This is a genomic window from Ensifer sp. Root31, from assembly GCF_001424825.1.
In the GTDB taxonomy this organism is placed as follows: Bacteria; Pseudomonadota; Alphaproteobacteria; order Rhizobiales; family Rhizobiaceae; genus Ensifer; species Ensifer canadensis.
Window position 1 is genome coordinate 25,988 of sequence record NZ_LMCO01000066.1, and the last position, 23,287, is coordinate 49,274.

The following is a 23,287-nucleotide window of genomic DNA, read 5'->3' on the forward strand; positions in this document are numbered from 1 at the left end:
AATGGAGTTTTGATGTTCACATCGTCTGAGTCCCGGTAAGGGCCCCTGCCCGCTTTCTCATAGATTGCGCGCACGGGCCGGAAACGTAACCCCGCTTTTCCCAAGATTTGCGGAACGTTTTTCTGCGTTCTCACGAACGCTATTCCGGAACATTCAGATATGGATATCTCACGCGCTGAGCAGCGCATTCTTCATCATTTGGCCCAAGGCGGCCGTATCGAAATTACCCGCGACGACAAGACGATCATCGACATCAGATGCTTCACGCGCGACGGATGGGTCTATCCGGGCTTCGACCTCGAACTCTTCCGCAAGCTGAAGCGCAAGAAAGCGATCTCGTCATCGGCCGGCAAACCCTATCGCATCACCGAGCGGGGCTTGCGCCTGGTCCGGTCGGAACTCAACAATCGCTGATCGGCGAAACCATGAGGATGCCGGGTATCGCCCGGCATTTTCTCCAGCCCTTACGGTATGCCGCGATTAGGGATCGTATCTCTTATCACCTAGCGGCCGTAAAGGCCGAGATCGGTAACAGCAAGCGGCTTGCCCAGCCCGATGTACTCGACATCGCGATCAAGCTTGGGCGCATAGGAGGTCGACAGCCAGGTGACCCCGTAGCCGTGTTTGCGGAAGAAGCCGATGGCTGCTGTGTTCTTGGCGTGCGTCTTGGTTTTCGCTGCGTCGAAGCCGTCGTTTGAGATGCGAAGCTCAATGTCGGCGAGCAGACGACCGCCGAGCCCCCGCCTCTGGGCTTCCGGCTCGATCCACAGATCGGAGATCATCTCGTCGAAGTTCTCGCGAGCGGCCCAGCCACGCGGCCGGCCATCAACTTCGATCAGCGAAACGGAGAGCCAATGATTGGCAAGAAAATCGCCAAAGGCGTTCTCCGCCAGGCGCCTCATCCGACCGACATCGGCAAGGCCGACAATCGCCCCTTCCCAGGCGCGAAGGCCTACGGCCGTGAGAGCACCAACCTCATCCTCTCGAGCATGACGGATCACGGGCATGGCGCGGCCCCCCTCTCCGCGTCACTGAAGCGTCGCGCGTCATGTGTGACGCGTCAAGGACGCTGGCTGACACACCAGTCGCGGCGATCGCGGCGCAGCACGCTTGCGGTGCTGCGCCGTTAGCGTTTTACCACCACTTGGTGGGCGCGAAACGACCGGCTGCCTGCTCGATCACATGGGCGGTCTTGAAGAGGGTCTCTTCCTCGAACGGCTTGCCGATCAGTTGCAGACCAAGCGGCAGGCCCTTGTGATCGACGCCGCCGGGAACGGCGATGCCCGGCAGGCCGGCCATGTTGACCGTCACCGTAAAGATGTCGTTGAGGTACATCTTGACCGGATCCGATGCGAGATCCTCGTCGGCGATGCCGAACGCGGAGGACGGTGTCGCCGGCGTCAGGATCGCGTCGACGCCCGCATGGAAAGCGAGTTCAAAGTCGCGCTTGATCAACGTGCGAACCTTCTGGGCGCGCAGGTAGTAGGCGTCGTAATAGCCGGCAGAAAGCACATAGGTGCCGATCATGATGCGGCGCTTGACCTCCTGGCCGAAGCCGGCTGCGCGGGTCTTCTCGTACATGTCGACGATGTCCTTGCCGTCGACGCGCAGGCCGTAGCGGACGCCATCGTAGCGGGCAAGATTCGAAGACGCTTCGGCCGGAGCGACGATGTAGTAAGCCGGCAGCGCGTATTTGGTGTGCGGAAGCGTGATGTCGACGATCTCGGCACCGGCATCCTTAAGCCAGGCGATACCCTGCTGCCACAGGGCTTCGATCTCTTCCGGCATGCCGTCTACCCGGTATTCGCGCGGAATACCGATCTTCATGCCCTTGATCGACTGTCCGATCGAAGCTTCGTAGTTCGGCACCGGCAGATCGACGGAGGTCGTGTCCTTGGCGTCGACGCTTGCCATCGACTTCAGAAGGATCGCGGCGTCGCGCACGTCACGGGCAATCGGGCCGGCCTGATCGAGCGACGACGCAAAGGCGACGACGCCCCAGCGCGAGCAGCGGCCATAGGTCGGCTTGATGCCGACGGTGCCGGTGAAGGCGGCCGGCTGACGGATGGAGCCACCGGTATCGGTTGCGGTCGCACCGGCGCACAGATGCGCGGCGACGGCAGCGGCCGAGCCGCCCGACGAGCCGCCCGGGACCAGATCGAGGTTGGAGCCCTTGGCGCGCCAGGGGTTCTTCACGGCACCGTAGTAAGAGGTTTCGTTGGAGGAGCCCATGGCGAACTCGTCCATGTTGAGCTTGCCGAGCATCACGGCGCCGTCGTTCCAGAGGTTCTGGGTCACGGTCGATTCGTAGCGCGGGGCGAAACCATCGAGAATGTGGCTGCAGGCCTGCGTGTGCACGCCTTCGGTACCGAACAGATCCTTGATGCCCAGCGGAATGCCTTCGAGCGCGCCGGCCTTGCCGGCCGCGATGCGCGCGTCCGATGCCTTGGCCATTTCGCGCGCCTTGTCCGGCGTGACGGCGATATAGGCATTGATCGCTTCATTGGCGGAATCGATCGCCGCGATATAGGCGTCGGTCAGTTCAACGGCGGTGATTTCCTTGGCGACAAGCTTGGTGCGGGCTTCGGCGATCGTAAGGCTGGTGAGTTCGGTCATGATGAAATCGGACTTTCGCAATCAGGGACGCCGGGGCGGCAGGTGGTCGGATTATTCGACGACCTTCGGGACGAGGAAAAAGTTGCGATCGGTATTGGGAGCATTGGCAACGATATCGTCGGCCTTGCTGCCATCGGACACGACGTCAAGGCGCTTCTTCATGTCCATCGGCGTCACCGACGTCATCGGTTCTACGCCATCGACATTCACTTCGGAGAGTTGCTCGACGAAACCAAGGATGCCGTTGATTTCGCCCACCATTCGCGTGGCTTCATCTTCACTGACGGCGATGCGGGCGAGGCGCGCGACGCGCTTCACGGTGGCAAGGTCTACGGACATGGTCGTCTCCGGTATCTGGAACTTTCCCCCGCTATAATGGTGCGCGGCGAGGCGCGCAACGGGGGAATCGCCCGATCGCTCGCCTGCCGCGGTGCTGACGGCCTTCGCCGTCAGACGGTCACTACGCCACCGACGGCCGGTGTTGCCACTTTGGTCGAGGCGCTGTCCATGCCGACGACGAAGTTTTCCGGCGTCTGATCGATGATCGGGAAGGATCCGTAGTGGCAGGGAATGGCGGTCGAGAACTTGAAATAGCGCTGGCAGGCAAGTGCGGCCACGGCGCCTCCCATGGTGAACCGGTCGCCGATTGGAACGAGGCCGATCTCCGGCTGGTGCAATTCCTCTACCAGAGCCATGTCCGAAAAGATGTCCGTGTCGCCCATATGGTAGAGCGTCGGTTCATCCTCGAAATGCAGAACGAGGCCGTTAGCACTGCCGAGCGAATGCGAAACGCCGTCTTCGGTAATCTGTGCCGAAGAATGCAGCGCATTGACGAAAGTGGCGGAAAAGCCGGCGAGATGAATGGTGCCGCCGGTGTTGCCCGGCTCCATCGCCGAAACGCCCTGGCGCCCAAGCCACATGCAGAGATCGAAGTTCGCAACGACCACGGCTCCCGTTTCCTTGGCGATTGCGACGGTGTCGCCGACATGATCGCCATGACCGTGCGTCAGCAGAATATGGGTGAGCCCGGTCGTCACCTCCTTGCGCTCGCTGTCGAGGAAGGCCGGGTTGCCGGTGAAGAAGGGATCGATCAGGATCTTCGACGTTGCCGTTTCGATGTGGAAAGCGGAATGGCCGAGCCATTTGATCTTCATGACATTCTCCCAGATGATTTGCGCCTTGGACCAGCTATATGGAACGGATCGAACACCTGCAAAGATCGAATCGGCAAATCAAATGACAATTCTGACCATCGAAGAGCTCGCGAGCCAGCTTCAGCCCAACCAGGCCATCGCCGGCCTCGATCTCGGCACCAAGACGATCGGCATCTCGGTGTCCGACCTTGGACGCCGGATCGCAACGCCGCGCGAGGTGATCCGGCGGGTCAAATTCGGCATCGATGCGGTGACGCTTCTGGCAGTGGCCGAGAAGGAACGGGTTGCGGCCCTTATCATCGGCCTGCCGGTCAACATGGACGGCAGCGAAGGGCCCCGGTGTCAGGCGACCCGCGCTTTCGTGCGAAACATGGTCGAGAAGACGCCCCTGCCCTTCGTCTACTGGGATGAGCGGCTTTCGACCGTCGCGGCCGAACGGGTGCTGATTGAAATGGACGTATCACGCAAGAAGCGGGCCGAGCGCATCGACTCGGCTGCCGCATCCTTCATTCTTCAAGGGGCGCTCGACAGGCTGGCGTCCCTTGCCAGGGACGGCGCTTCGGCCGACTGAGCGGCCACTGCACCAAAGCAGCGGCGATACCAGACTGCAAGCTCACGACGCTTGCGGAAGGCGATGATGCCGAAAACGATGAAGCTGTCGACAATGATGGCGCGGGCGACGAGCGGCGGAATGCTTTCCGGCGGAATGCCGAGCACGTTGCCGTAGACCTGGAAGACCAGGTCATGGGTCTGGCGCGTCAGCATGAAGAATCCGAAGCTCATGTCGTAGTAGGAAAGGCCGTACCAGGCGGCCAAAAACATGACGGGGCATGCCCACAGGATCAGAAACCACTTCATGCGGCCCCCCTTTCCGATATGCGTCGATAGAACAATGGATAGATCGCGCGGTCTGCCAGTACCAAGGCAAGCAGAACCATTGCGGGAACCACGATATCGAGCGCCAGTCCGGCGAAAAACATCATCATGATGATCAAAAGACCAGTTCTCACGGAACCGCTCCCTTCCGGATCTCTTTGCGTTACCCAACCACTGTCCACGCTCGCCGGCGGTCACGCAATGTAAACCACTTGTTAAGGTTAATTTTCACAGGCTCCTGTCCGACTGCAGCCAGCCCGACCCGCCAAGGCGCTGCAAAGCTTGAAACGCACGGCGCGATTTCGTCTTAAATTGATTCCGGCTCGAGGGATTATGCAGTAACGGTGGGCTCCTCTCCCGCTCAGGCCCCGTCATGATCATCGTCTTTGAAAGTATCCTTCCCATCTTCCTTCTGGTGCTGCTCGGCGCATGGCTGAAACGCACGACGCTGGTCGATCAGAACCTTTGGCTGGGCCTCGAACAGTTCGGCTATTACATTCTCTTCCCCGCCCTCTTGTTCTCCACGCTGGCCCAGGCCGATTTTTCCGGCATGAAGGCGGACGCCACGGCGATCGCCACGATCGGCAGTGTCAGCCTGATGTCGATCTTTGTCCTCTTCCTCTGGCCGCTGTTTCGAAACAGAGAGGTTTCGGGCGCCTCCTTCACCTCGGTCTTCCAGACGGCGACGCGGTGGAACGGCTTCATGGCACTGGCGATCGCACAGAAACTCTATGGACCGATCGGGCTGACGCTGACGGCGCTGGTGATGACCCTCGTGATCATCCCGATCAATCTCTACAACGTCGGCGTGCTGGTTTGGTTCGGGGGCGGCAACCGGGATTTCCGGCGTTTCTTTGCCAAGATCGCTACCAATCCGTTAATCGTCGCATCGGTGCTGGGCATCGTGTTCAACCGGATGGGCATAACTGTCTACGGGCCGGTGATGACGACCATCGACATGCTGGCAAGCGCCTCGCTCAGCCTCGGGCTCGTTATGGTCGGTGCCGGATTGCGGGTGTCGGACGCACTGAAGCCGAGTGGATCGGCGATGTTGGCAGTCTTCCTGAAGCTGATCATGATGCCGGTGTTCATGGTGGGTGCCAGCTTCCTGCTCGGCATCCGCGGCGATGCGTTGTGCGTCATTGCGCTCGGCGCTGCCGTTCCGACCGCGATGAACGGCTATCTGCTCGCCAAACAGATGGGCGGCGACGCAGAGCTCTACGCGGCGGTGGCGACGGTTCAGACCGTCGTCTCCTTCTTCACGATCCCGCTGGTGCTGTCGGTGACCGCCTATGTGGCGGCCGGATAGAGCAGGTCGAGGATGTAGGCCGAATCGAAGCGCGAATCGAGCATGCCGTAGGTGGACCGCCAGCCGGCGGCAAGGCGCGATTCGAGGAAGGCGTCGGCGATGCGGCCGGCCCCGAGCCGATAGAGTTCGGCAGCCGCCGCTGCCAGAGCCAGTTGCTCGACCAGCATGCGGGCGGCCCCTTCGTCGCGCTCGCAGAGCGACATCGCCGCACGCAGCACGTCGATCGTCTTGCGACCGGCAGGCCCGAGATCGCGGCTCAGCACGGCAAACAGCTGTTCGAAGAGATCCTTGCGCTTAAGCAGAACGCGAAGCACATCCAGCGCCATGACGTTGCCCGAGCCTTCCCAGATCGCGTTGACCGGCGCCTCGCGATAATGCCGCGCCAGCGCCCGCTCTTCGACGTAGCCGTTGCCACCGAGGCATTCCATCGCTTCATAGATCAGCGCCGGGGCGATCTTGCAGCACCAGTATTTTGCGACCGGCGTCATGATGCGCGCATAGGCCGCCTCTTCGGCACTGCCGTGCGCCTTGTCGAAGGCATCGGCGAGGCGGAACGACAGGGCACTGGCGGCGGCGACGTCGAGCGCCATATCGGCGAGGACCCGGGTCATCATCGGCTGGCCGACGAGCGGCTTGCCGAAAACCTTGCGGCCACGCGTGTGGTGGACGGCCTCGGCGAGCGATGCCCGCATGATGCCGGCGGACGCCAGCGCGCAATCGAGACGCGTCAGCGTCACCATGTCGAGAATAGTGCGGATACCGGCATCGGGCGCGCCGAGCACGAAACCGAATGTGTCGGAAAACTCGACTTCGGAGGATGCGTTGGAGCGGTTGCCGAGCTTGTCCTTCAGGCGTTGGAAGCGCAGGCCGTTGGCGCTCCCGTCTTCAAGCAGCCTCGGTACAAGGAAGCAGCCGAGCCCGTCGCGGGTCTGCGCCAGCATGACGAAGGCGTCGCTCATCGGCGCCGACATGAACCACTTGTGGCCGTTCAGGCGGTAGATACCCTCGCCGACACGCTCTGCGGTCGAAGTGTTGGCGCGCACATCGGTGCCGCCCTGCTTTTCCGTCATGCCCATGCCGACGGTAACGGCAGACTTCTGCATCCACGGCTTGTTGGACGAATCGTATTTGCGCGACAGGATCTTCGGCGCCCATTCCTTCTGCACGGCGGGCGAGGCGGTGATCGCGGCAAGCGATGCACTTGTCATCGTCAGCGGGCAAAGATGGCCGCATTCCAGCTGGGCCGTCAGGTAGAAACGGATCGCCCGCGTCTTGTGCGACTGATTGCGCTCGTCAGGCAGGTTCTCCCAGGCGGATGCGTGCAGGCCCGAGGTCATGGAGCGTCGCATCAGCGCATGCCAGGCCGGATGGAACTCGACGACATCGAGGCGCTCGCCGCGTGGGCCATGCGTCTTCAGCTTCGGTACGCCTTCGTTCGCCATGCGCGCGAGTTCCTGCGCCTCCGGCGAGGTCACGTAGCGCCCGAGCGTACCGAACTCGTCGCGCAGGGCCTTCGGCATGCCCGACGTGATGTCCACGACCAGCGGATCGGAACGATAGGCATTGATGCCGGACCAGGGCTTGGGCTGGTTCAGCTCGGCGAGTTTCTGTTCGGTCCGGTTCATCTGATTCATGGGCCGGTTCTAGCGCAACTTTGCCGACCACGAAACGGGGCCAGGGAAAGATAGGATGCCGCACCCAAGTTTTCTGCGGAAGGGCCCGCGCAACGCTTGCCGTGCCGGGGGTCACGTCTTATAGAGCGAGCCACATTCCAGAGCGCAAGGGCGGCCCATGACCACTTTCCCGCATCGCCACCTGCTCGGCATCAAAGGTCTTACGGAGCAGGATATCACCTACCTGCTCGATCGTGCCGATGAAGCCGTCAAGATCTCCCGTCAGAGAGAGAAGAAGACGTCCACCCTTCGAGGGATGACGCAGATCAATCTCTTCTTTGAAGCGTCCACCAGGACGCAATCCTCCTTCGAGCTAGCGGGCAAACGGCTCGGCGCCGACGTGATGAACATGTCGGTCGGCAACTCGTCGGTGAAAAAGGGCGAAACGCTGATCGATACGGCGATGACGCTCAACGCCATGCACCCCGACGTGCTGGTCGTGCGCCATTCGTCCGCGGGTGCGGCCGCACTTCTGGCCCACAAGGTTTCCTGCTCCGTGGTCAATGCCGGCGATGGCCAGCACGAACATCCGACCCAGGCCCTGCTCGATGCACTGACGATCCGCCGCATCAAGGGCAAGCTCTCGCGCATCATCGTGGCGATCTGCGGCGACGTGCTGCATTCGCGTGTCGCCCGCTCCAACATCCTTCTGCTCAACCAGATGGGCGCGAGGGTGCGGGTCGTCGCACCGGCAACGCTGCTTCCCTCTGGGATCGCCGACATGGGCGTTGAGGTCTACCACTCGATGGCCGAGGGACTGAAGGATGCAGATGTGGTGATGATGCTGCGCCTGCAGCGCGAGCGCATGGCCGGCTCCTTCGTGCCTTCGGTGCGCGAATATTTCCACTACTACGGCCTCGATGCCGAAAAGCTCAAGGCAGCCAAGGACGACGCGCTCGTCATGCACCCGGGCCCAATGAACCGCGGCGTCGAGATCGCGTCCGAAATCGCCGATGGGCCGCAGAGCGTAATCGAGCAGCAGGTTGAAATGGGTGTCGCCGTGCGCATGGCGGTGATGGAAACGCTTCTTCTTTCGCAGAACCAGGGGCCGCGCGTATGACCAGACCGCTCGTTCTTAGGAACCTTCGCATCGTCGATCCGTCCCGCAACCTCGACGAAACCGGCACGATCATCGTCGGTGATGATGGCCGTATCCTGGCCGCAGGCAAGGATGCCCTCAATCAGGGAACGCCTGTTGGCGCCTTCGTCAAGGATTGCGACGGACTAACGGCCGTTCCGGGCCTCGTCGACGCGCGCGTCTTCGTCGGCGAGCCGGGCGCCGAGCACCGCGAAACGATCGAATCGGCTTCGCGCGCAGCAGCCGTCGGCGGTGTGACCTCCTTCATTTCGATGCCGGACACGGATCCTGTCATCGACGACATCGCGCTTGTCGAATTCATGCAGAAGACGGCCCGCGACAAGGCGCTCGTCAATGTCTATCCGGCGGCCGCGATGACCAAGGGTCTCGCCGGCGAAGAGATGACCGAGTTCGGTCTGCTGCGGGAGGCAGGTGCGGTCTGCTTCACCAACGGACGCAAGGCGATTCACGATACGCTGATGCTGCGCCGCGCCATGACCTATGCCCGCGAGTTCGGCGCGGTGATCGCGCTCGAAACGCGCGACAAGTATCTCGGCGCCAACGGCGTGATGAACGAGGGCCTGCTTGCCAGCTGGCTCGGTCTTGCCGGTGTGCCGCGCGAGGCGGAAATCATCCCGCTCGAGCGCGACCTGCGTATCGCCGGCCTCACCAAGGCCGCCTACCACGCCGCCAACATCTCGGTTCCCGAATCCGCCGAAGCCGTTCTGACCGCCCGCAACCGCGGCGCCAACGTCACCTGCGGCATCTCTATCAACCATCTGACGCTCAACGAGAACGACATCGGTGAATACCGGACCTTCTTCAAGCTCTCGCCGCCGCTGCGCCGCGAGGACGACCGCGTCGCGATGGCGGAAGCTCTTGCCAACGGCACCATCGACATCATCGTTTCCTCGCATGATCCGCAGGATGTCGACACCAAGCGCCTGCCCTTCTCCGACGCGGAAAATGGCGCGATCGGGCTCGAGACGATGCTAGCCGCAGCGCTTCGCCTGCATAACAGCGGCCAGGTTCCGCTGATGCGCCTCATCGACGCGATGTCGACGCGTCCGGCGGCGATCTTCGGGCTTGATGCCGGCTCGCTGAAGCCGGGTGCCAAGGCCGACATCACCGTCATCGATCTCGAAGAGCCTTGGGTCCTCTACAAGGAAGCGATCGTTTCACGATCGAAGAACACGCCATTCGAAAATGCGCGCTTTACCGGACGGGTTGTGCAAACCTATGTTGCCGGCAAGCTTGTGCATTCGGCATAAGCGACAGCAGTCGCGCGGGAGGAATCGGTGGATCTTTTTTCCTGGCAGCTTGGACTGCCTTCGACAGCCTTGAGCCTTGCCTTCGGCTATCTGCTCGGCTCGATCCCCTTCGGGCTGATCCTGACCCGCATGGCCGGCCTCGGTGACGTTCGCAAGATCGGCTCGGGCAATATCGGCGCCACCAATGTCCTGCGAACCGGCAACAAGAAGCTTGCCGCGGCAACCCTGCTGCTTGACGCCCTGAAAGGCACGGCGGCAGCCGCTATCGCATCGCTTTGGGGTGTCGAAGCCGGTATCGCCGCAGGTCTTGCCGCCTTCCTCGGCCATCTCTACCCGGTCTGGCTCGGCTTCAAGGGCGGCAAGGGCGTCGCTACCTATATCGGCGTGCTGCTGGGCCTCGTGCCCTGGATGGTTCTCGTCTTTGCGGCGATCTGGCTGGCGATGGCGAAAATTAGCCGTTACTCTTCGCTATCGGCGCTGGTTGCAACTGCAGTCATTCCGGTTGTACTCTACCTGACAGGACACGAGAAAGTCGCCCTGCTGTTTGCGGTCATGACCCTGATTACATGGGTGAAACATCGCGCCAATATCCAGCGGCTCATCGCGGGCACCGAAAGCAGGATCGGAGACAAGGGATAATGTTGAACGTCAGTGCAAAGCGAACCGGAGTTGCACTGACCGAACGACAGAAGATTTCCTGGCTGCGGCTGATCCGCAGCGATAATGTCGGCCCCGTATCGTTCCGCGATCTCATCAATCACTTCGGCACGGCTGACGCCGCACTTGACGCCTTGCCCGAACTATCGCGGCGCGGCGCCGGGGCGCGGACGTTCCGCGTCGCCACTATCGCCGAAGCGGAACGGGAGCTCGAAATAGCGCACCGCTTCGGCGCGACCTTCGTCGGTATCGGCGAACCAAATTATCCTTTCGCCCTTCGCCAGATCGATGGCGCTCCACCGCTTCTGGCGGTCAAAGGCAACCTCGACGCCGCGGCACGATCGTCTCTCGGCATCGTCGGCTCGCGCAACGCCTCGGTCAGCGTGCCAAGTTCGCAGCGATGATCGCGCGCGATGCCGGTCGTGCCGGTTATGTGATCACGTCAGGGCTGGCGCGCGGCATCGACACCGCCGCCCATCGAGCAAGCCTGGAAAGCGGAACGATCGCGGTGCTTGCGGGCGGTATCGACCGACCCTATCCACCGGAAAATGTCGGGCTGCTCAACGATATCATGTCAGGCCAGGGCCTGGCCGTGAGCGAAATGCCGTTCGGCTGGGAGCCGCGGGCTCGCGATTTCCCGAGGCGCAACCGTCTGATCGCCGGCATCAGTCTCGGCGTGGCGATCGTCGAGGCAGCCAACCGCTCGGGCTCACTGATCACGGCCCGCTACGCCGCCGATTTCGGCCGACTGGTATTTGCCGTTCCCGGCTCGCCGCTCGACCCACGCTGCCACGGAACCAATGGTCTGCTCAAACAGGGCGCGATCGTCACGACGACGTCGGACGATGTTCTCGACGCCCTTGCGCCTCTCAGCCAATACAGGCTGCCCTTGGCGGCAGGGGCCGAAGAGCCCGGCCATGCAGCCCCGTCGAGACAGCCGGTGCCGCTCGCTGACGGCGACCGGGCAACGATCATCGACGCGCTCGGCCCGACACCGGCCGAAATCGACGATGTCATCCGCCACACTGGACAGCCTGCAGCGGAAGTCTACCTCGTGCTGCTCGAGCTTGACCTTGCCGGACGCCTCAGCCGCCATGCTGGCGGACTGGTGTCGCTCAATGCGGAGCAATAAAACTTCTTGTTTGCGCACGATCCAGTCGGCAACCGGCAACACAAAAGCACATTCGCAGATACGAAGAAAACACGAGCGACTCAATCGGAAAGAGATATAATTATCTATTCTCGCAATGGCTGCATAACGCAGCCCTGTCGCTATTTTGAATGAAACCCCTTGACCCCGCTCGAATCCCTGTCCATTTCGGGGCATCGATATTCGGCGATGCTCAGTGCAAACCGCGCTGACGCAGGACCAAACCCGGTTGTCTCAGAAAAATGACGATGAATGTTGTAGTGGTGGAATCGCCTTCGAAGGCAAAGACGATCAACAAGTACCTCGGCCCAGGCTACAAGGTTCTTGCCTCGTTCGGCCATGTGCGGGATCTGCCTGCCAAGGACGGCTCGGTTCGTCCTGACGAAGATTTTGAGATGTCCTGGGAGGTCGACGCCGCGTCGGCCAAACGCATGAAGGATATTGCCGATGCCGTGAAGGCAGCGGACGGCCTCATCCTCGCGACCGACCCGGATCGCGAAGGCGAAGCGATCTCCTGGCATGTGCTCGATCTTCTCAGGAAGAAAAAGGTGTTGGGTGACAAGCCGGTCAAGCGTGTGGCCTTCAACGCCATCACCAAGAAGGCCGTGCTTGACGCGATCGCCCATCCGCGTGACCTCGATATTCCGCTTGTTGATGCGTATCTGGCGCGCCGTGCACTCGACTATCTCGTCGGCTTCAACCTGTCGCCGGTACTTTGGCGTAAGCTCCCCGGCGCCCGCTCTGCCGGCCGCGTTCAGTCCGTCACGCTGCGGCTGGTCTGCGATCGCGAAGCGGAAATCGAACGGTTCATCTCCGAAGAATACTGGAACCTGTCGGCGCTCTTGAAGACGCCGCGCGGTGACGAGTTCGAGGCACGGCTCGTTTCGGCGGACGGAAAGCGACTGGCTCCACGTGCGGTCGGCAACGGCGAGGAAGCCAACCGGCTAAAGACCCTGCTCGATGGCGCAACCTATGTCGTCGACAGCATCGAGGCAAAGCCGGTCAAGCGGAACCCCTCGCCGCCATTCACCACTTCGACGCTACAGCAGGCTGCGTCATCGAAGCTCGGCTTCTCCGCCTCCCGCACCATGCAGGTTGCGCAGAAGCTCTATGAAGGTGTTGATATCGGCGGCGAAACCGTCGGTCTGATCACCTACATGCGTACCGACGGTGTGCAGATGGCGCCCGAATCGATCGAGGCCGCACGTGAGGCGATCGGCAGCCAGTTCGGCAACCGCTACCTGCCGGAAAAGCCACGCCTCTACTCTACCAAGGCGAAAAACGCCCAGGAAGCGCACGAGGCCATTCGCCCGACCGACTTCAACCGGACGCCCGACCAGGTCCGCCGCTTCCTCGACGGCGATATGCTGAAGCTTTACGATCTTGTCTGGAAGCGCGGCATCGCCAGCCAGATGGCGTCTGCCGAGATCGAACGTACGACCGCCGAGATTACCGCCGATAACGGTGGCAACAAGGCTGGCCTGCGCGCCACCGGTTCGGTCATTCGTTTCGACGGCTTCATCGCCGCCTATACGGACGCCAAGGAAGACGGCGAGCAGACCGATGACGGCGACGAAGATGGTCGCCTGCCGGAGATCAACGCGCGCGAAAGCCTGGCAAAGCAGAAGATCAATGCTTCGCAGCATTTCACCGAGCCGCCGCCGCGCTACTCGGAAGCAACGCTGATCAAGAAGATGGAAGAGCTCGGCATCGGCCGTCCATCGACCTATGCCGCGACGGTAACGACGCTGCTCGACCGCGACTACATCACCAACGACAAGCGCAAGCTCGTGCCCCAGGCCAAGGGACGGCTCGTCACGGCGTTTCTCGAAAGCTTCTTCACGCGCTACGTCGGGTACGACTTCACGGCGTCGCTCGAAGAAAAGCTCGACCAGGTCTCGGCTGGCGAGGTCAACTGGAAGGACGTTCTTCGCGACTTCTGGAAGGATTTCTTCGCGCAGATCGAGGAAACCAAGGAACTGCGCGTAACCAACGTGCTCGACGCGCTGAACGAGGAACTGGCACCGCTGGTGTTCCCCAAGCGCGAAGACGGCAGCGATCCGCGCATCTGCCAGGTTTGCGGCACCGGCAAGCTGTCGCTGAAACTCGGCAAGTACGGCGCCTTCGTCGGCTGCTCGAACTACCCCGAGTGCAACTTCACCCGCCAGCTTTCGTCCGACGGCAACAGCGATGCCGAGGCTTCGGTCTCGAACGAGCCGCAGGCGCTCGGCAAGGATCCGCACACCGGCGAGGAAATCACGCTGCGCAGCGGCCGTTTCGGTCCCTATGTCCAGCGCGGCGACGGCAAGGAAGCCAAGCGTTCGAGCCTGCCCAAGGGCTGGACGCCATCCTCCATCGACCATGAGAAGGCCGTCGCCCTGCTCTCGCTGCCGCGCGATATCGGCGCGCACCCCGAAACCGGCAAGATGATCTCGTCGGGTCTTGGCCGCTACGGACCCTTCGTGCTGCATGACGGCACCTATGCGAACCTCGAATCGATCGAAGACGTCTTCTCGATCGGTCTGAACCGCGCCGTTTCCGTGATTGCCGACAAGCAATCCAAGGCCGGTGCCGGTCGTGGCCGTGGCGCCGCGGTCGCGCTGAAGGAACTGGGCGACCATACGGAAGGCGGCGCAATCACCGTCCGCGACGGCCGCTACGGGCCCTATGTCAACTGGGGCAAGATCAACGCGACCTTGCCGCAAGGCAAGGATCCGCAATCGGTAACGGTCGAAGAGGCGCTCGCCCTCATTGCCGAGCGTGCAGCCAAGAGCGGCACCGGCAAGGGCAAGGCGACGAAGGCAAAGACGACGAAGTCTTCCAAGGCTGCGACAGACGGCGCCACCAAGAAGACGACCAAGGCCAAGGCGCCTGCCAAGGCAAAACCAAAGACGGCCGCGAAGGCCAAGAAGGACTGACCTTGACCAGAATACCGCGCGACCCGACCGAAAGATCCGGAAAAGGCTCCGGCAGGAAAGAGGGCCGCGCGGCAAAGGCCGCGCCGGCGTCGGAGAAAACCTCGATCATCCACGGTGCGGTTCCCCCGCGCGATGTGCTGATGCGCTTCATCGCCGAGAATCCGGAACGCGCCTCCAAGCGAGAAATTGCCAAAGCATTCGGTCTCAAGGGCGACACGCGCGTCGAACTCAAGGCGCTGCTGCGTTCGTTGGAAGCAGACGGGCTGGTCGAGAAGAAGCGCAAGTCGCTCGTGCGTCCGGGCGCCCTTCCCCCGGTTACCGTGCTCGATATCACCATGCGCGACGTTGACGGCGAACTGATCGGCCGCCCGGCCGAATGGCTGGATGACGATGGCGTCGCACCGGCAGTGCTGATCAAGCAGTCGACTGTCGGCAAGGACAAGGGTAAGACGCCGGTCGGCGGCCTCGGCGACCGCGTGCTTGCAAAGATCTTCCCGGCCAAGGACCGTGGCGGCCCAGCCTATACCGCACGCATCATCAAGGTGCTCGATAAGCGCCGGGACGCCGTCCTCGGCGTCTTCCGCGCCACGCCGGGTGGCGGCGGGCGCCTGATGCCGATCGAAAAGCGCGGCGAGGAAATCCTTGTTGATCCGGACTTCGTCGGCGACGCCAAGGACGGCGATCTCATCGAAGTCCAACTGACGCGCCTTGGCCGCTACGGCCTGCCGCGCGCTCAGGTTCAAAACGTCGTCGGTTCGGTCGCTTCGGAAAAGGCGATCTCGATGATCGCCATCTATGCCCACGGCATCCCGCACGTCTTTCCGGAACGCGCTCTGAACGAAGCGGAAGACGCCGGCCCGGCCACCATGGCGCATCGGGAAGACTGGCGCTCGCTGCCGCTGATCACCATCGACCCGGCCGATGCGAAGGACCACGACGATGCTGTTCACGCGGAGCCGGACCCGTCGGAGGACAATCCGGGCGGCGTCATCGTCACCGTCGCGATTGCCGACGTCTCCTGGTACGTCCGGCCGAAATCGGCACTTGACCTCGAAGCGTTGAAGCGCGGCAACTCGGTCTATTTCCCGGACCGAGTCGTTCCGATGCTGCCGGAGCGGATCTCCAACGACCTCTGCTCGCTCAAGGAAGGCGTCGACCGGCCGGCGCTCGCCGTGCGCATGCGCTTTTCCAAGGAGGGCCGCAAGGCGGGCCACACCTTCCATCGCATCATGATGAAGAGCGCGGCCAAGCTTTCCTACCAGCAGGCCCAGGCCGCCATTGACGGCAATCCCGACGACAAGACCGGCCCGATCCTCGACACGATCCTGAAGCCGCTGTGGGAGGCCTATCGCACGCTCACGCGCGGTCGTGACCGCCGCCAGCCGCTCGAGTTGAACATGCCCGAGCGCAAGATCATCTTGAAGCCCGACGGCACCGTCGATCGCGTCTTCGTGCCGGACCGCCTCGACGCGCACAAGCTGATCGAAGAAATGATGATCCAGGCGAACGTCGCCGCCGCCGAGACGCTCGAGCAGAAGCGCCAGGTGCTGATCTACCGGGTGCACGACCAGCCGTCGCTGGCCAAGCAGGAGAGCCTGCGCGAGTTCCTGGCCACGCTCGACATCGCGCTGGTCAAGGGCGGCAACATGCGCTCGAACCACTTCAACGGCATCCTGTCCAAGGCCGAAGGCAAGCCGTTCGAAACCATGGTCAACGAGATGGTGCTGCGCTCCCAGAGCCAGGCGATCTACAGCCCTGAGAACATCGGCCATTTCGGCCTCAACCTGTTGAAATATGCGCATTTCACTTCGCCGATCCGGCGCTACGCCGATCTGATCGTGCACCGAGCGCTGGTCGCCTCGCTCGGTCTTGGCGAAGGCGGTCTCACGCCGCAGGAAGAGGCGGTGCTCGACGATATCGCCGCTGAGATCTCGACCTTCGAGCGCCGGGCCATGGCCGCCGAGCGCGATACTGTCGACCGGCTGATCGCCCATCATCTGAACGGCCGCATCGGCGAGGAATTCGAAGGCCGTGTTGCCGGCGTCACCAAGGCGGGACTTTTTGTCACCCTGCCGGCCTATGGCGCCAACGGGTTCGTACCTATATCTACGCTCGGACGAGACTACTTCATCTATGATGAAGCGCATCAGGCCCTTTCCGGCGAAAAGACCGGTCTCGGCTTTCGTCTCGGCGATCAGGTGCAGGTCAAATTGGTCGAAGCCGTACCGCTTGCCGGCGCGCTTCGCTTCGAGATGATCAGCGAAGGACGGAAAATGCCGACCGCCACGCGCTCCTTCCACAAATCGGGGCGTCGTGATCGCTCGAGCCCGCGCAAGACGCCGGGTACACGACCGCCGCGCGGAAAGCGCTAGAGCATGTCGCGCAAAAGTGTTCATCGCTTTTGCGATGACGGCATGCGCAAAAACAAGAGCTTAAAGCGCAGCAAGCGGATCTGAAAGATCGCGATGCGCTTTAGGCCACGACATGTGGCCGGCGGCTTCGACAAGGAGAGAATGCAGATGATGGCAACGGACAAGGAAACGCTTCACCTCGGTGGTCATGCAGCCGATGAACGTCCCGTCGGTCGATCCATGCGTCGCGGCTTTTTCGGCACGTGCCCGGCCTGTGGCAGCGGCAAGCTCTTCCGCAGCTATGTCAAAGCCGTCGATGCCTGCGCGGCCTGCGGCGAGCGTATGGACCACCAGCGCGCCGACGACTTTCCACCCTATATCGTCGTCACCATCGTCGGCCATCTGGTGCTTGGCGGCTACATGATGACCGACTTGATCCTGCCGCTGACGACGTGGCAGCACCTTGCCATCTGGACGCCGATTACGCTGATCAGTTCGCTTGCGCTGCTGCAGCCGATCAAGGGCGCTGTCATCGGCCTGCAATGGGCGCTGAGGATGCACGGCTTCGGTGGACAGGAGGACACGCCCGAGGACGTCCTGCCTGTGCGAGATCCCTCCGCATGACGTCAGGACGCGAAAGCGTCACCTTGGCCCCCGACACGCCTGAGCGGCGCGCAAGGCCGCGTGACGCAGCGTCGATCATGCTGCTCGACCGCTCCGGCGACGGCGTACGCGTGCTGATGGGCCGGCGCAGCAGTGCGCATGTCTTCATGCCCGATCTCTATGTCTTTCCCGGCGGGCGCCGAGACCCGACCGACCATCGCCTCGCGTTCTCCAGTGATCTCAACCCCGCCGTCCTGCAGGCGCTGAAAAGCGTCCGGGGGGCACCCGTAAGCGACTCTCGTGCAAGAGCACTGGCGCTGGCGGCGCTCCGAGAACTCTACGAGGAAGCCGGTGTTCCCTTGGGCACGCCGCATGCAAAGGCGGAAGCGCCACTGCCCTTTCTTCCAGATCTCGCAAACTTGCGCTATATGGCTCGGGCCATTACTCCTCCGGGACACTCGAGGCGGTTCGATACACGCTTCTTCGCGATCTTCGCGGACGAAGCCGAAGTCGATACATCACGGGTTCTGGAAAGCCGGGAGCTCCAGGATTTGCAGTGGATCGATGTCAACGACCTCCCCTCGCTCCGGATACCGGAGATAACCGCAATCATCCTTTCGGATTTGAGAAGCGGCCTTAACACGGACCCGACGCTACCCTATGAGCGCTCCGTGCCCTTCTATTTCGCGCGCCGTGGGCGGCTCATCCGCACGCTTCTCTAAGGACCACCGTCGCATGTCACAGCCGACGCCCGGGTGCCCAGCACCGGTTGAGGAAATTCACTGGCCGTCGCTGATCGCGGCGGTCTCCGCCATCAGCGCCGTCGGCATCGCCATCGGCCTCGGCCTACCGCTGCTTTCGAGCATCATGGAGAACCGCGGCATCTCGTCGACGCTGATTGGTCTCAATTCGGCGATGGCCGGCGTGGCCTCCATGGTCGCGGCTTCCTTCACGACCAAATTCGCCCATCGCCACGGTGTTGCGCCGACGATGCTCTGGGCCGTCCTGCTCGCCGCAATCAGCGCCTTCGGCTTTTACTACATTACCAACTTCTGGCTCTGGTTTCCGCTGCGGGTCGTCTTCCATGGCGCCATTACCGTACTCTTCATCCTCTCCGAATTCTGGATCAACGCCACCGCCCCGCCAGCGAAACGGGGCTTCGTCCTCGGCATCTACGGCACGGTTCTATCCCTCGGCTTCCTGAGCGGGCCGCTGCTCTTCTCGATCCTCGGCAGCGAGGGTGTCTTGCCCTTCGTGGTCGGCGCCGGTGTCATTCTGCTCGCGGCCGTGCCAATCTTCCTCGCGCGGGACGAGAGCCCTGTCATCGACGAAAAGCCCGACCGCCATTTCATGCGCTACATCTTCCTGGTGCCGACCGCGACCGCCGCCGTCTTCATCTTCGGCGCGGTCGAATCGGGCGGGTTGTCGCTCTTTACGGTCTACGGGACACGATCGGGGTTCACCGAATCACAGGCGGCGCTGCTGCTGACCGTGATGGGCATCGGCAATTTCATCTTCCAGATTCCGCTCGGCATGCTGTCAGACCAGATCAAGGATAAGCGCACATTGCTGACGGCCATGACCGTTATCGGCCTCATTGGCGCCCTCTGTCTGCCGATGCTGGTGGAAAGCTGGTTCCTGATGGCGATCATTCTGTTGTTCTGGGGGGGCTGCGTCTCTGGTCTCTACACGGTCGGCCTCAGCCATCTCGGCTCGCGCCTGCAGGGCTCCGACCTTGCCGCGGCCAATGCGGCGTTCGTTTTCTCCTATGCGGTCGGCACGGTGGCCGGGCCGCAGGTGATCGGCGCATCGATGGATGTGGCTGGCAACAACGGTTTTGCCTGGGCGATTGCCGGGTTTTTCGGCCTTTACGTCGCGCTTTCGGTTGTAAGGATCGTTTTGAATCCAAAACGGTCTTGACTTTTCGGCCGCGATTTGTAGTTTCGCGCCAACCTTGCCCGTGGCCCGCAACCGGTTGTCCACGGCTTTCAATTTCATAAAGGCAGGACGACCATGGCAAAAGCCACCACCATCAAGATCAAGTTGCTGTCGACAGCCGACACGGGTTTCTTCTACGTCACGACCAAGAACAGCCGTACGATGACGGACAAGATGACCAAGACCAAGTATGATCCGGTCGCCAGAAAGCACGTCGAGTTCAAGGAAACCAAGATCAAGTAAGATCTGACGTTTCGTGGGATCAAGGGGCGCCAACCGCAAGGTTTGGCGCCCCTTTCCGTTGGTGCGCCAAGAAGCGGCCGCCGACTGTTCGGAGGCCGTCCCGCCTGCGTGTGCGCACAGGCAAGAATCAAAAAGCGCTGTCCCTTCCGGAACAGCGCTTTGAATGGGGGTCGGCTGGCTACTGACCGCGGCACGAGGATTCCGCAGGTGTCAAAAGCCAACCGACCGACCCCACGACCCAGGAGATGCGGCGGACCTGAGCATCATGGGGTAACCGAAGCTGATGGAAGCTATGCCCCCGCATTTATCAGCATCACCTGAAAATAGAAAAAAATCAATGAATTCTTAATGCGCGAAGCGGTGTCGCTCGGCGCATGGTTAATTCCGTATCACATCGGCACATGTAAATGCTTGCGCGCCGCCGCTACCAAACCCCTCGGTAGCATCGTTGCGGCGGAGAATACAACTTTAAAGGCATATCGCAAGAGGGATCCGGAATTTCATCAAGCCACCAGCAGGTGGTGACAGGCTCGGTTCTTTCCGTCAGGCTGCAGCCGCCACCACTCTGTTGCGACCCTCGTTCTTCGCCTGGTAGAGCGCCATATCTGCGCGCTTCAGCAAAGCTTCTGTCGTGTCGCCTTCCAGTTTCAGGCCGGCAATGCCCATGGACGCGGTGATGACCAGCGCGCCGTCCGCATGCGGTATCGAGAATGGCTGACTCTCGATGATATGCCGCAACCGCTCGGCAACGGCGGCCGCCATCTCCGGCGGTGTGTCGGGCATGACCACGACGAACTCTTCGCCGCCAAAGCGGCAGGCCAGATCGGCGCCGCGGACGGTGGAGCGGATGCGGTTGGCAAATTCGCGCAACACCTCATCACCAACATCGTGACCATAGGTGTCGTTGACCTGCTTGAACCGATCGATGTCGGTCATGCAGATCGACAACGGGCGACCGCGTGCTCCCGCACGATCGAGCAGCAGCTTCAGATGATTGTCGAGATAGCGGCGGTTGTGCAGCCCTGTCAGGCCATCGGTGACCGCCAGCTCGATCGTCTGCTGCACGCTCTTTCTCAGCATGTCGTTGCAATGCTTGCGCCTGATCTGGGTCAACGAGCGGGCAACAAGCTCATTGGGATCAACCGGCCGGATGATGTAGTCGGTAATACCGAGATCGAGCGCACGCACGATCATCTCGTCATTGCCCTGCTCCGTGATCAGCAGGATCGGAATGAAACGTGTGCGCTCCAGCGATCGCAACTGCGAGCACAATCGCAAGGGATCGTAATCGTCGAAGTTGGCGTTGACGATGACGAGGTCGAAATTGTTCTCGGCCGCCTCGAACAGCGCCGCCTGCGGGTCGGAGATAACAGAGACATCGGCAATCGGCTTGAGCGTGCGCTGCAGCCGCTCCTGAGAGGAGCCGCGGCCGTCGACCAGGAGGATATTGCCCGGCTCGTCCGGACGGTCCTGACGGGCCAGTTCCTGCAGGCCGATAGTCTGCGCCGTCTGGGCCCGCAGCCGCAATTCGTCGCTGACGTTCTTCAGGCGGACGAGGCTCTTCACCCGCGACATCAACTGAAGATCGTTGACCGGCTTCGTCAAGAAATCGTCGGCGCCGGCCTTTAACCCGCGAACCCGATCGGACGGCTGGTCGAGTGCCGTCACCATGACGACGGGAATATGTGCTGTGCGTGCATTGGCCTTCAGACGTTCGCAGACCTCGAAGCCGTCGATGCCGGGCATCATGATGTCGAGAAGCACCAGGTCGACCGGTGTCGTCTCGCAGAGCGTCAGCGCCGTATGGCCATCACCCGCCGTCAGCACATCGAAATACTCAGCGAGCAGACGCGCTTCGAGAAGCTTAACGTTGGCAGGCACGTCATCGACAACAAGAATGCGCGCAGTCATATCAATTTTCCCGCCAGTTAGGCATCGCCAAGGTAGGTCTTGATCGTCTCAATAAACTTTGGCACAGAAATCGGTTTTGAAACATAGGCTTCGCATCCGCCCTGACGGATACGTTCCTCGTCGCCCTTCATGGCGAAGGCAGTCACGGCGATCACCGGGATGACGTGCAACTCATCGTCTTCCTTCAACCACTTCGTGACTTCGAGCCCGGAGACCTCCGGCAGCTGAATGTCCATCAAAATCAGATCGGGGCGATACTTCCGCGCCAGCTCGAGCGCCTCCATACCGTTGCGCGTCTGGATCGTCGCGTAGCCGGAAGCCTCAATCAGGTCTCGGAAGAGCTTCATGTTCAGCTCGTTATCCTCAACAATCATTACCTGTTTGGGCATGTCGATCCCTTGCTGTCCGTCGTCTTCTTGCAAGTCTTCTCAAGACATCTAAGTTGCAGAACCAACGACTCGACCCATTTCCTCAAGTTCACCGATAAACCTATTTGGTTGAAAAATAGGTAATTCCGGGCGTAAAAACAGTAGGAGGCCAAGACATTGAAGAGCGCCGACGAAATCGCCATCGACATTCTCTCCTGGCTTGCCGGCGAGCCGGACCTGCTGTCCCGATTTCTGGCGCTGACCGGCACGGACCCGTCCTCCCTGCGCAACGCGATCGGCGAGCCGGGCTGCATGGGTGGGCTCATCGCCTTTCTTATGGACCACGAACCAACGTTGATCGCTTTCTGCGATGCAACAGGGACAGCCCCGCAGGATGTCGTGCGTGCGCATGAGAAGCTTTCCGGCGCCGCCGATCTGCAGGACAGCTGAGCTTGAGCAACACCGTCTTCGAAGATGAAATCCGCCTTAGCAACCGCCCGCTTGTTATCAGCGACATCGATGAAGTCGTGCTCGAATTCCTGGATCCATTCCGGTCCTTTCTCGAAAGCCGCGACCACGTCCTCTTGCCGCGCTCCTTCCGGCTGACCGGCAACATCATCCATCGCGCAACGGAGCGGGCAGCGAGCGAGGCTGACGTCAAGGACATGCTCGATGCCTTCTACGCCACGCAGGATCGCTGGCAGACGCCGACTGCCGGCGTTGTCGAGACTCTCCGTGAATTGTCCAAGCAGGCTGACATCGTCTTCCTGACGGCCATGCCACCGCGCCATGCGGCCGCGCGTCGTGCTCTGCTCGACCGGCTCGATCTTCCCTATCCACTGCTCGCATCCGAGGAACCCAAAGGGCCGATCGTTCAGCGCCTGCATGCCGGACGGGCGCTTCCCGTTGTTTTCATCGACGATATCGCGCGCAACCTGCAATCGGTGCAGGAGCACGCGCCATCCTGCCTGCTGATCAATCTGATGGCGAACGCCGAGTTTCGGGCGCTCGCGCCTCAACCGGCGGACTGCGTTCACATTGCTAGCGACTGGGTCGACGCTGCGAATGCCATTCGCGCGCATTTCCAGCGATAGCGGCACCCGGACCAGCAGATCGAGACCTGCAAGACGACGCGCAAAATCCGACCAGCGGCTTGGCGTCGGCAACCTGA

23 protein-coding genes and 1 pseudogene are annotated in these 23,287 nt (G+C 61.7%); 15 read left to right on the top strand and 9 right to left on the bottom strand.

Annotated elements, in window-relative coordinates:
* Positions 1 to 159 precede the first annotated feature (159 nt).
* The gene (locus ASD00_RS34435) at positions 160 to 414 is read left to right on the top strand and encodes a YjhX family toxin (RefSeq protein ID WP_025426628.1); all 255 of its coding nucleotides are present in this window, start codon (positions 160 to 162) and stop codon (positions 412 to 414) included.
* An 89-nt stretch (positions 415 to 503) separates the two neighbouring features.
* On the opposite strand, the gene ASD00_RS34440 is transcribed toward ASD00_RS34435, so the two are convergent.
* The 4 genes from ASD00_RS34440 to ASD00_RS34455 form a co-directional block, all read right to left on the bottom strand.
* Positions 504 to 1,007, bottom strand: coding sequence for a GNAT family N-acetyltransferase (locus ASD00_RS34440; protein ID WP_025426627.1), 504 nt, complete (start codon positions 1,005 to 1,007; stop codon positions 504 to 506).
* A 127-nt stretch (positions 1,008 to 1,134) separates the two neighbouring features.
* A complete protein-coding gene (gatA, locus tag ASD00_RS34445) occupies positions 1,135 to 2,616 on the bottom strand; it encodes an Asp-tRNA(Asn)/Glu-tRNA(Gln) amidotransferase subunit GatA (RefSeq protein WP_025426626.1) in 1,482 nt (493 codons plus the stop codon).
* 51 nt (positions 2,617 to 2,667) lie between these two features.
* The gene (gene gatC / locus ASD00_RS34450) at positions 2,668 to 2,955 is read right to left on the bottom strand and encodes an Asp-tRNA(Asn)/Glu-tRNA(Gln) amidotransferase subunit GatC (RefSeq protein WP_025426625.1); all 288 of its coding nucleotides are present in this window, start codon (positions 2,953 to 2,955) and stop codon (positions 2,668 to 2,670) included.
* A gap of 110 nt (positions 2,956 to 3,065) precedes the next feature.
* Positions 3,066 to 3,770 (bottom strand): metal-dependent hydrolase, encoded by a 705-nt coding sequence (locus ASD00_RS34455; RefSeq protein WP_025426624.1) that lies wholly within the window; start codon positions 3,768 to 3,770, stop codon positions 3,066 to 3,068.
* Between the two features lie 82 nt (positions 3,771 to 3,852).
* On the opposite strand from ASD00_RS34455, the gene ruvX reads away from it, so the two are divergent.
* On the top strand, positions 3,853 to 4,341 hold the full coding sequence (gene ruvX, locus ASD00_RS34460; RefSeq protein ID WP_025426623.1) for a Holliday junction resolvase RuvX: 489 nt from the start codon (positions 3,853 to 3,855) through the stop codon (positions 4,339 to 4,341).
* Here the strand turns inward: ruvX and ASD00_RS34465 are convergent.
* Entirely contained in the window at positions 4,284 to 4,628 is a 345-nt protein-coding gene (locus tag ASD00_RS34465; protein ID WP_025426622.1) for a DUF6105 family protein, read from the bottom strand. The two genes, ruvX and ASD00_RS34465, sit on opposite strands and share 58 nt — an antisense overlap.
* Positions 4,625 to 4,780 (bottom strand): hypothetical protein, encoded by a 156-nt coding sequence (locus tag ASD00_RS40605; RefSeq protein WP_156407888.1) that lies wholly within the window; start codon positions 4,778 to 4,780, stop codon positions 4,625 to 4,627. The genes ASD00_RS34465 and ASD00_RS40605 overlap by 4 nt, the downstream gene beginning before the upstream one ends.
* Before the next feature lie 239 nt (positions 4,781 to 5,019).
* Here ASD00_RS40605 and ASD00_RS34470 point away from each other — a divergent pair, with 239 nt between their 5' ends.
* Positions 5,020 to 5,955 carry an AEC family transporter gene (locus ASD00_RS34470; protein WP_025426621.1) on the top strand — a complete coding sequence of 312 codons (936 nt, stop codon included), beginning with the start codon at positions 5,020 to 5,022 and terminating at the stop codon, positions 5,953 to 5,955.
* Here ASD00_RS34470 and ASD00_RS34475 read toward each other — a convergent pair.
* Entirely contained in the window at positions 5,937 to 7,589 is a 1,653-nt protein-coding gene (locus ASD00_RS34475; protein ID WP_025426620.1) for an acyl-CoA dehydrogenase family protein, read from the bottom strand. The two genes, ASD00_RS34470 and ASD00_RS34475, sit on opposite strands and share 19 nt — an antisense overlap.
* Positions 7,590 to 7,746: 157 nt before the next feature.
* Here ASD00_RS34475 and ASD00_RS34480 point away from each other — a divergent pair, with 157 nt between their 5' ends.
* The 10 genes and pseudogenes from ASD00_RS34480 (at position 7,747) to rpmG (ending at position 19,837) form a co-directional block, all read left to right on the top strand.
* Entirely contained in the window at positions 7,747 to 8,688 is a 942-nt protein-coding gene (locus ASD00_RS34480) for an aspartate carbamoyltransferase catalytic subunit (protein WP_025426619.1), read from the top strand.
* The gene (locus ASD00_RS34485) at positions 8,685 to 9,977 is read left to right on the top strand and encodes a dihydroorotase (RefSeq protein ID WP_025426618.1); all 1,293 of its coding nucleotides are present in this window, start codon (positions 8,685 to 8,687) and stop codon (positions 9,975 to 9,977) included. The genes ASD00_RS34480 and ASD00_RS34485 overlap by 4 nt, the downstream gene beginning before the upstream one ends.
* Positions 9,978 to 10,004: 27 nt before the next feature.
* A complete protein-coding gene (gene plsY / locus ASD00_RS34490; RefSeq protein ID WP_025426617.1) occupies positions 10,005 to 10,616 on the top strand; it encodes a glycerol-3-phosphate 1-O-acyltransferase PlsY in 612 nt (203 codons plus the stop codon).
* Positions 10,616 to 11,766 (top strand): annotated as a pseudogene (dprA, locus tag ASD00_RS34495) (DNA-processing protein DprA). The gene plsY and the pseudogene dprA overlap by 1 nt, the downstream one beginning before the upstream one ends.
* A gap of 266 nt (positions 11,767 to 12,032) precedes the next feature.
* Positions 12,033 to 14,702: a type I DNA topoisomerase gene (gene topA / locus ASD00_RS34500; RefSeq protein ID WP_025426616.1), complete on the top strand. Its 2,670-nt coding sequence runs from the start codon at positions 12,033 to 12,035 to the stop codon at positions 14,700 to 14,702.
* A gap of 2 nt (positions 14,703 to 14,704) precedes the next feature.
* Entirely contained in the window at positions 14,705 to 17,074 is a 2,370-nt protein-coding gene (rnr, locus tag ASD00_RS34505; protein ID WP_025426615.1) for a ribonuclease R, read from the top strand.
* Between the two features lie 141 nt (positions 17,075 to 17,215).
* A complete protein-coding gene (locus tag ASD00_RS34510; RefSeq protein WP_107027590.1) occupies positions 17,216 to 17,677 on the top strand; it encodes a DUF983 domain-containing protein in 462 nt (153 codons plus the stop codon).
* A gap of 77 nt (positions 17,678 to 17,754) precedes the next feature.
* The gene (locus tag ASD00_RS34515) at positions 17,755 to 18,378 is read left to right on the top strand and encodes an NUDIX domain-containing protein (protein WP_038576881.1); all 624 of its coding nucleotides are present in this window, start codon (positions 17,755 to 17,757) and stop codon (positions 18,376 to 18,378) included.
* 13 nt (positions 18,379 to 18,391) lie between these two features.
* Positions 18,392 to 19,576 (top strand): MFS transporter, encoded by a 1,185-nt coding sequence (locus ASD00_RS34520; RefSeq protein WP_025426612.1) that lies wholly within the window; start codon positions 18,392 to 18,394, stop codon positions 19,574 to 19,576.
* Between the two features lie 93 nt (positions 19,577 to 19,669).
* A complete protein-coding gene (gene rpmG / locus ASD00_RS34525; RefSeq protein ID WP_007626161.1) occupies positions 19,670 to 19,837 on the top strand; it encodes a 50S ribosomal protein L33 in 168 nt (55 codons plus the stop codon).
* A 543-nt stretch (positions 19,838 to 20,380) separates the two neighbouring features.
* Here rpmG and ASD00_RS34530 read toward each other — a convergent pair.
* Both ASD00_RS34530 and ASD00_RS34535 read right to left on the bottom strand, forming a co-directional pair.
* Entirely contained in the window at positions 20,381 to 21,748 is a 1,368-nt protein-coding gene (locus tag ASD00_RS34530; RefSeq protein WP_025426611.1) for a PleD family two-component system response regulator, read from the bottom strand.
* A gap of 17 nt (positions 21,749 to 21,765) precedes the next feature.
* On the bottom strand, positions 21,766 to 22,137 hold the full coding sequence (locus tag ASD00_RS34535) for a response regulator (RefSeq protein WP_025426610.1): 372 nt from the start codon (positions 22,135 to 22,137) through the stop codon (positions 21,766 to 21,768).
* Positions 22,138 to 22,293: 156 nt separating this feature from the next.
* On the opposite strand from ASD00_RS34535, the gene ASD00_RS34540 reads away from it, so the two are divergent.
* Together ASD00_RS34540 and ASD00_RS34545 are read left to right on the top strand one after the other, a co-directional pair.
* A complete protein-coding gene (locus tag ASD00_RS34540) occupies positions 22,294 to 22,566 on the top strand; it encodes a DUF3572 domain-containing protein (protein ID WP_025426609.1) in 273 nt (90 codons plus the stop codon).
* A 2-nt stretch (positions 22,567 to 22,568) separates the two neighbouring features.
* Complete coding sequence (locus ASD00_RS34545; RefSeq protein WP_081788849.1) at positions 22,569 to 23,210, top strand: hypothetical protein; 642 nt, start codon at positions 22,569 to 22,571, stop codon at positions 23,208 to 23,210.
* Positions 23,211 to 23,287: the final 77 nt, after the last annotated feature.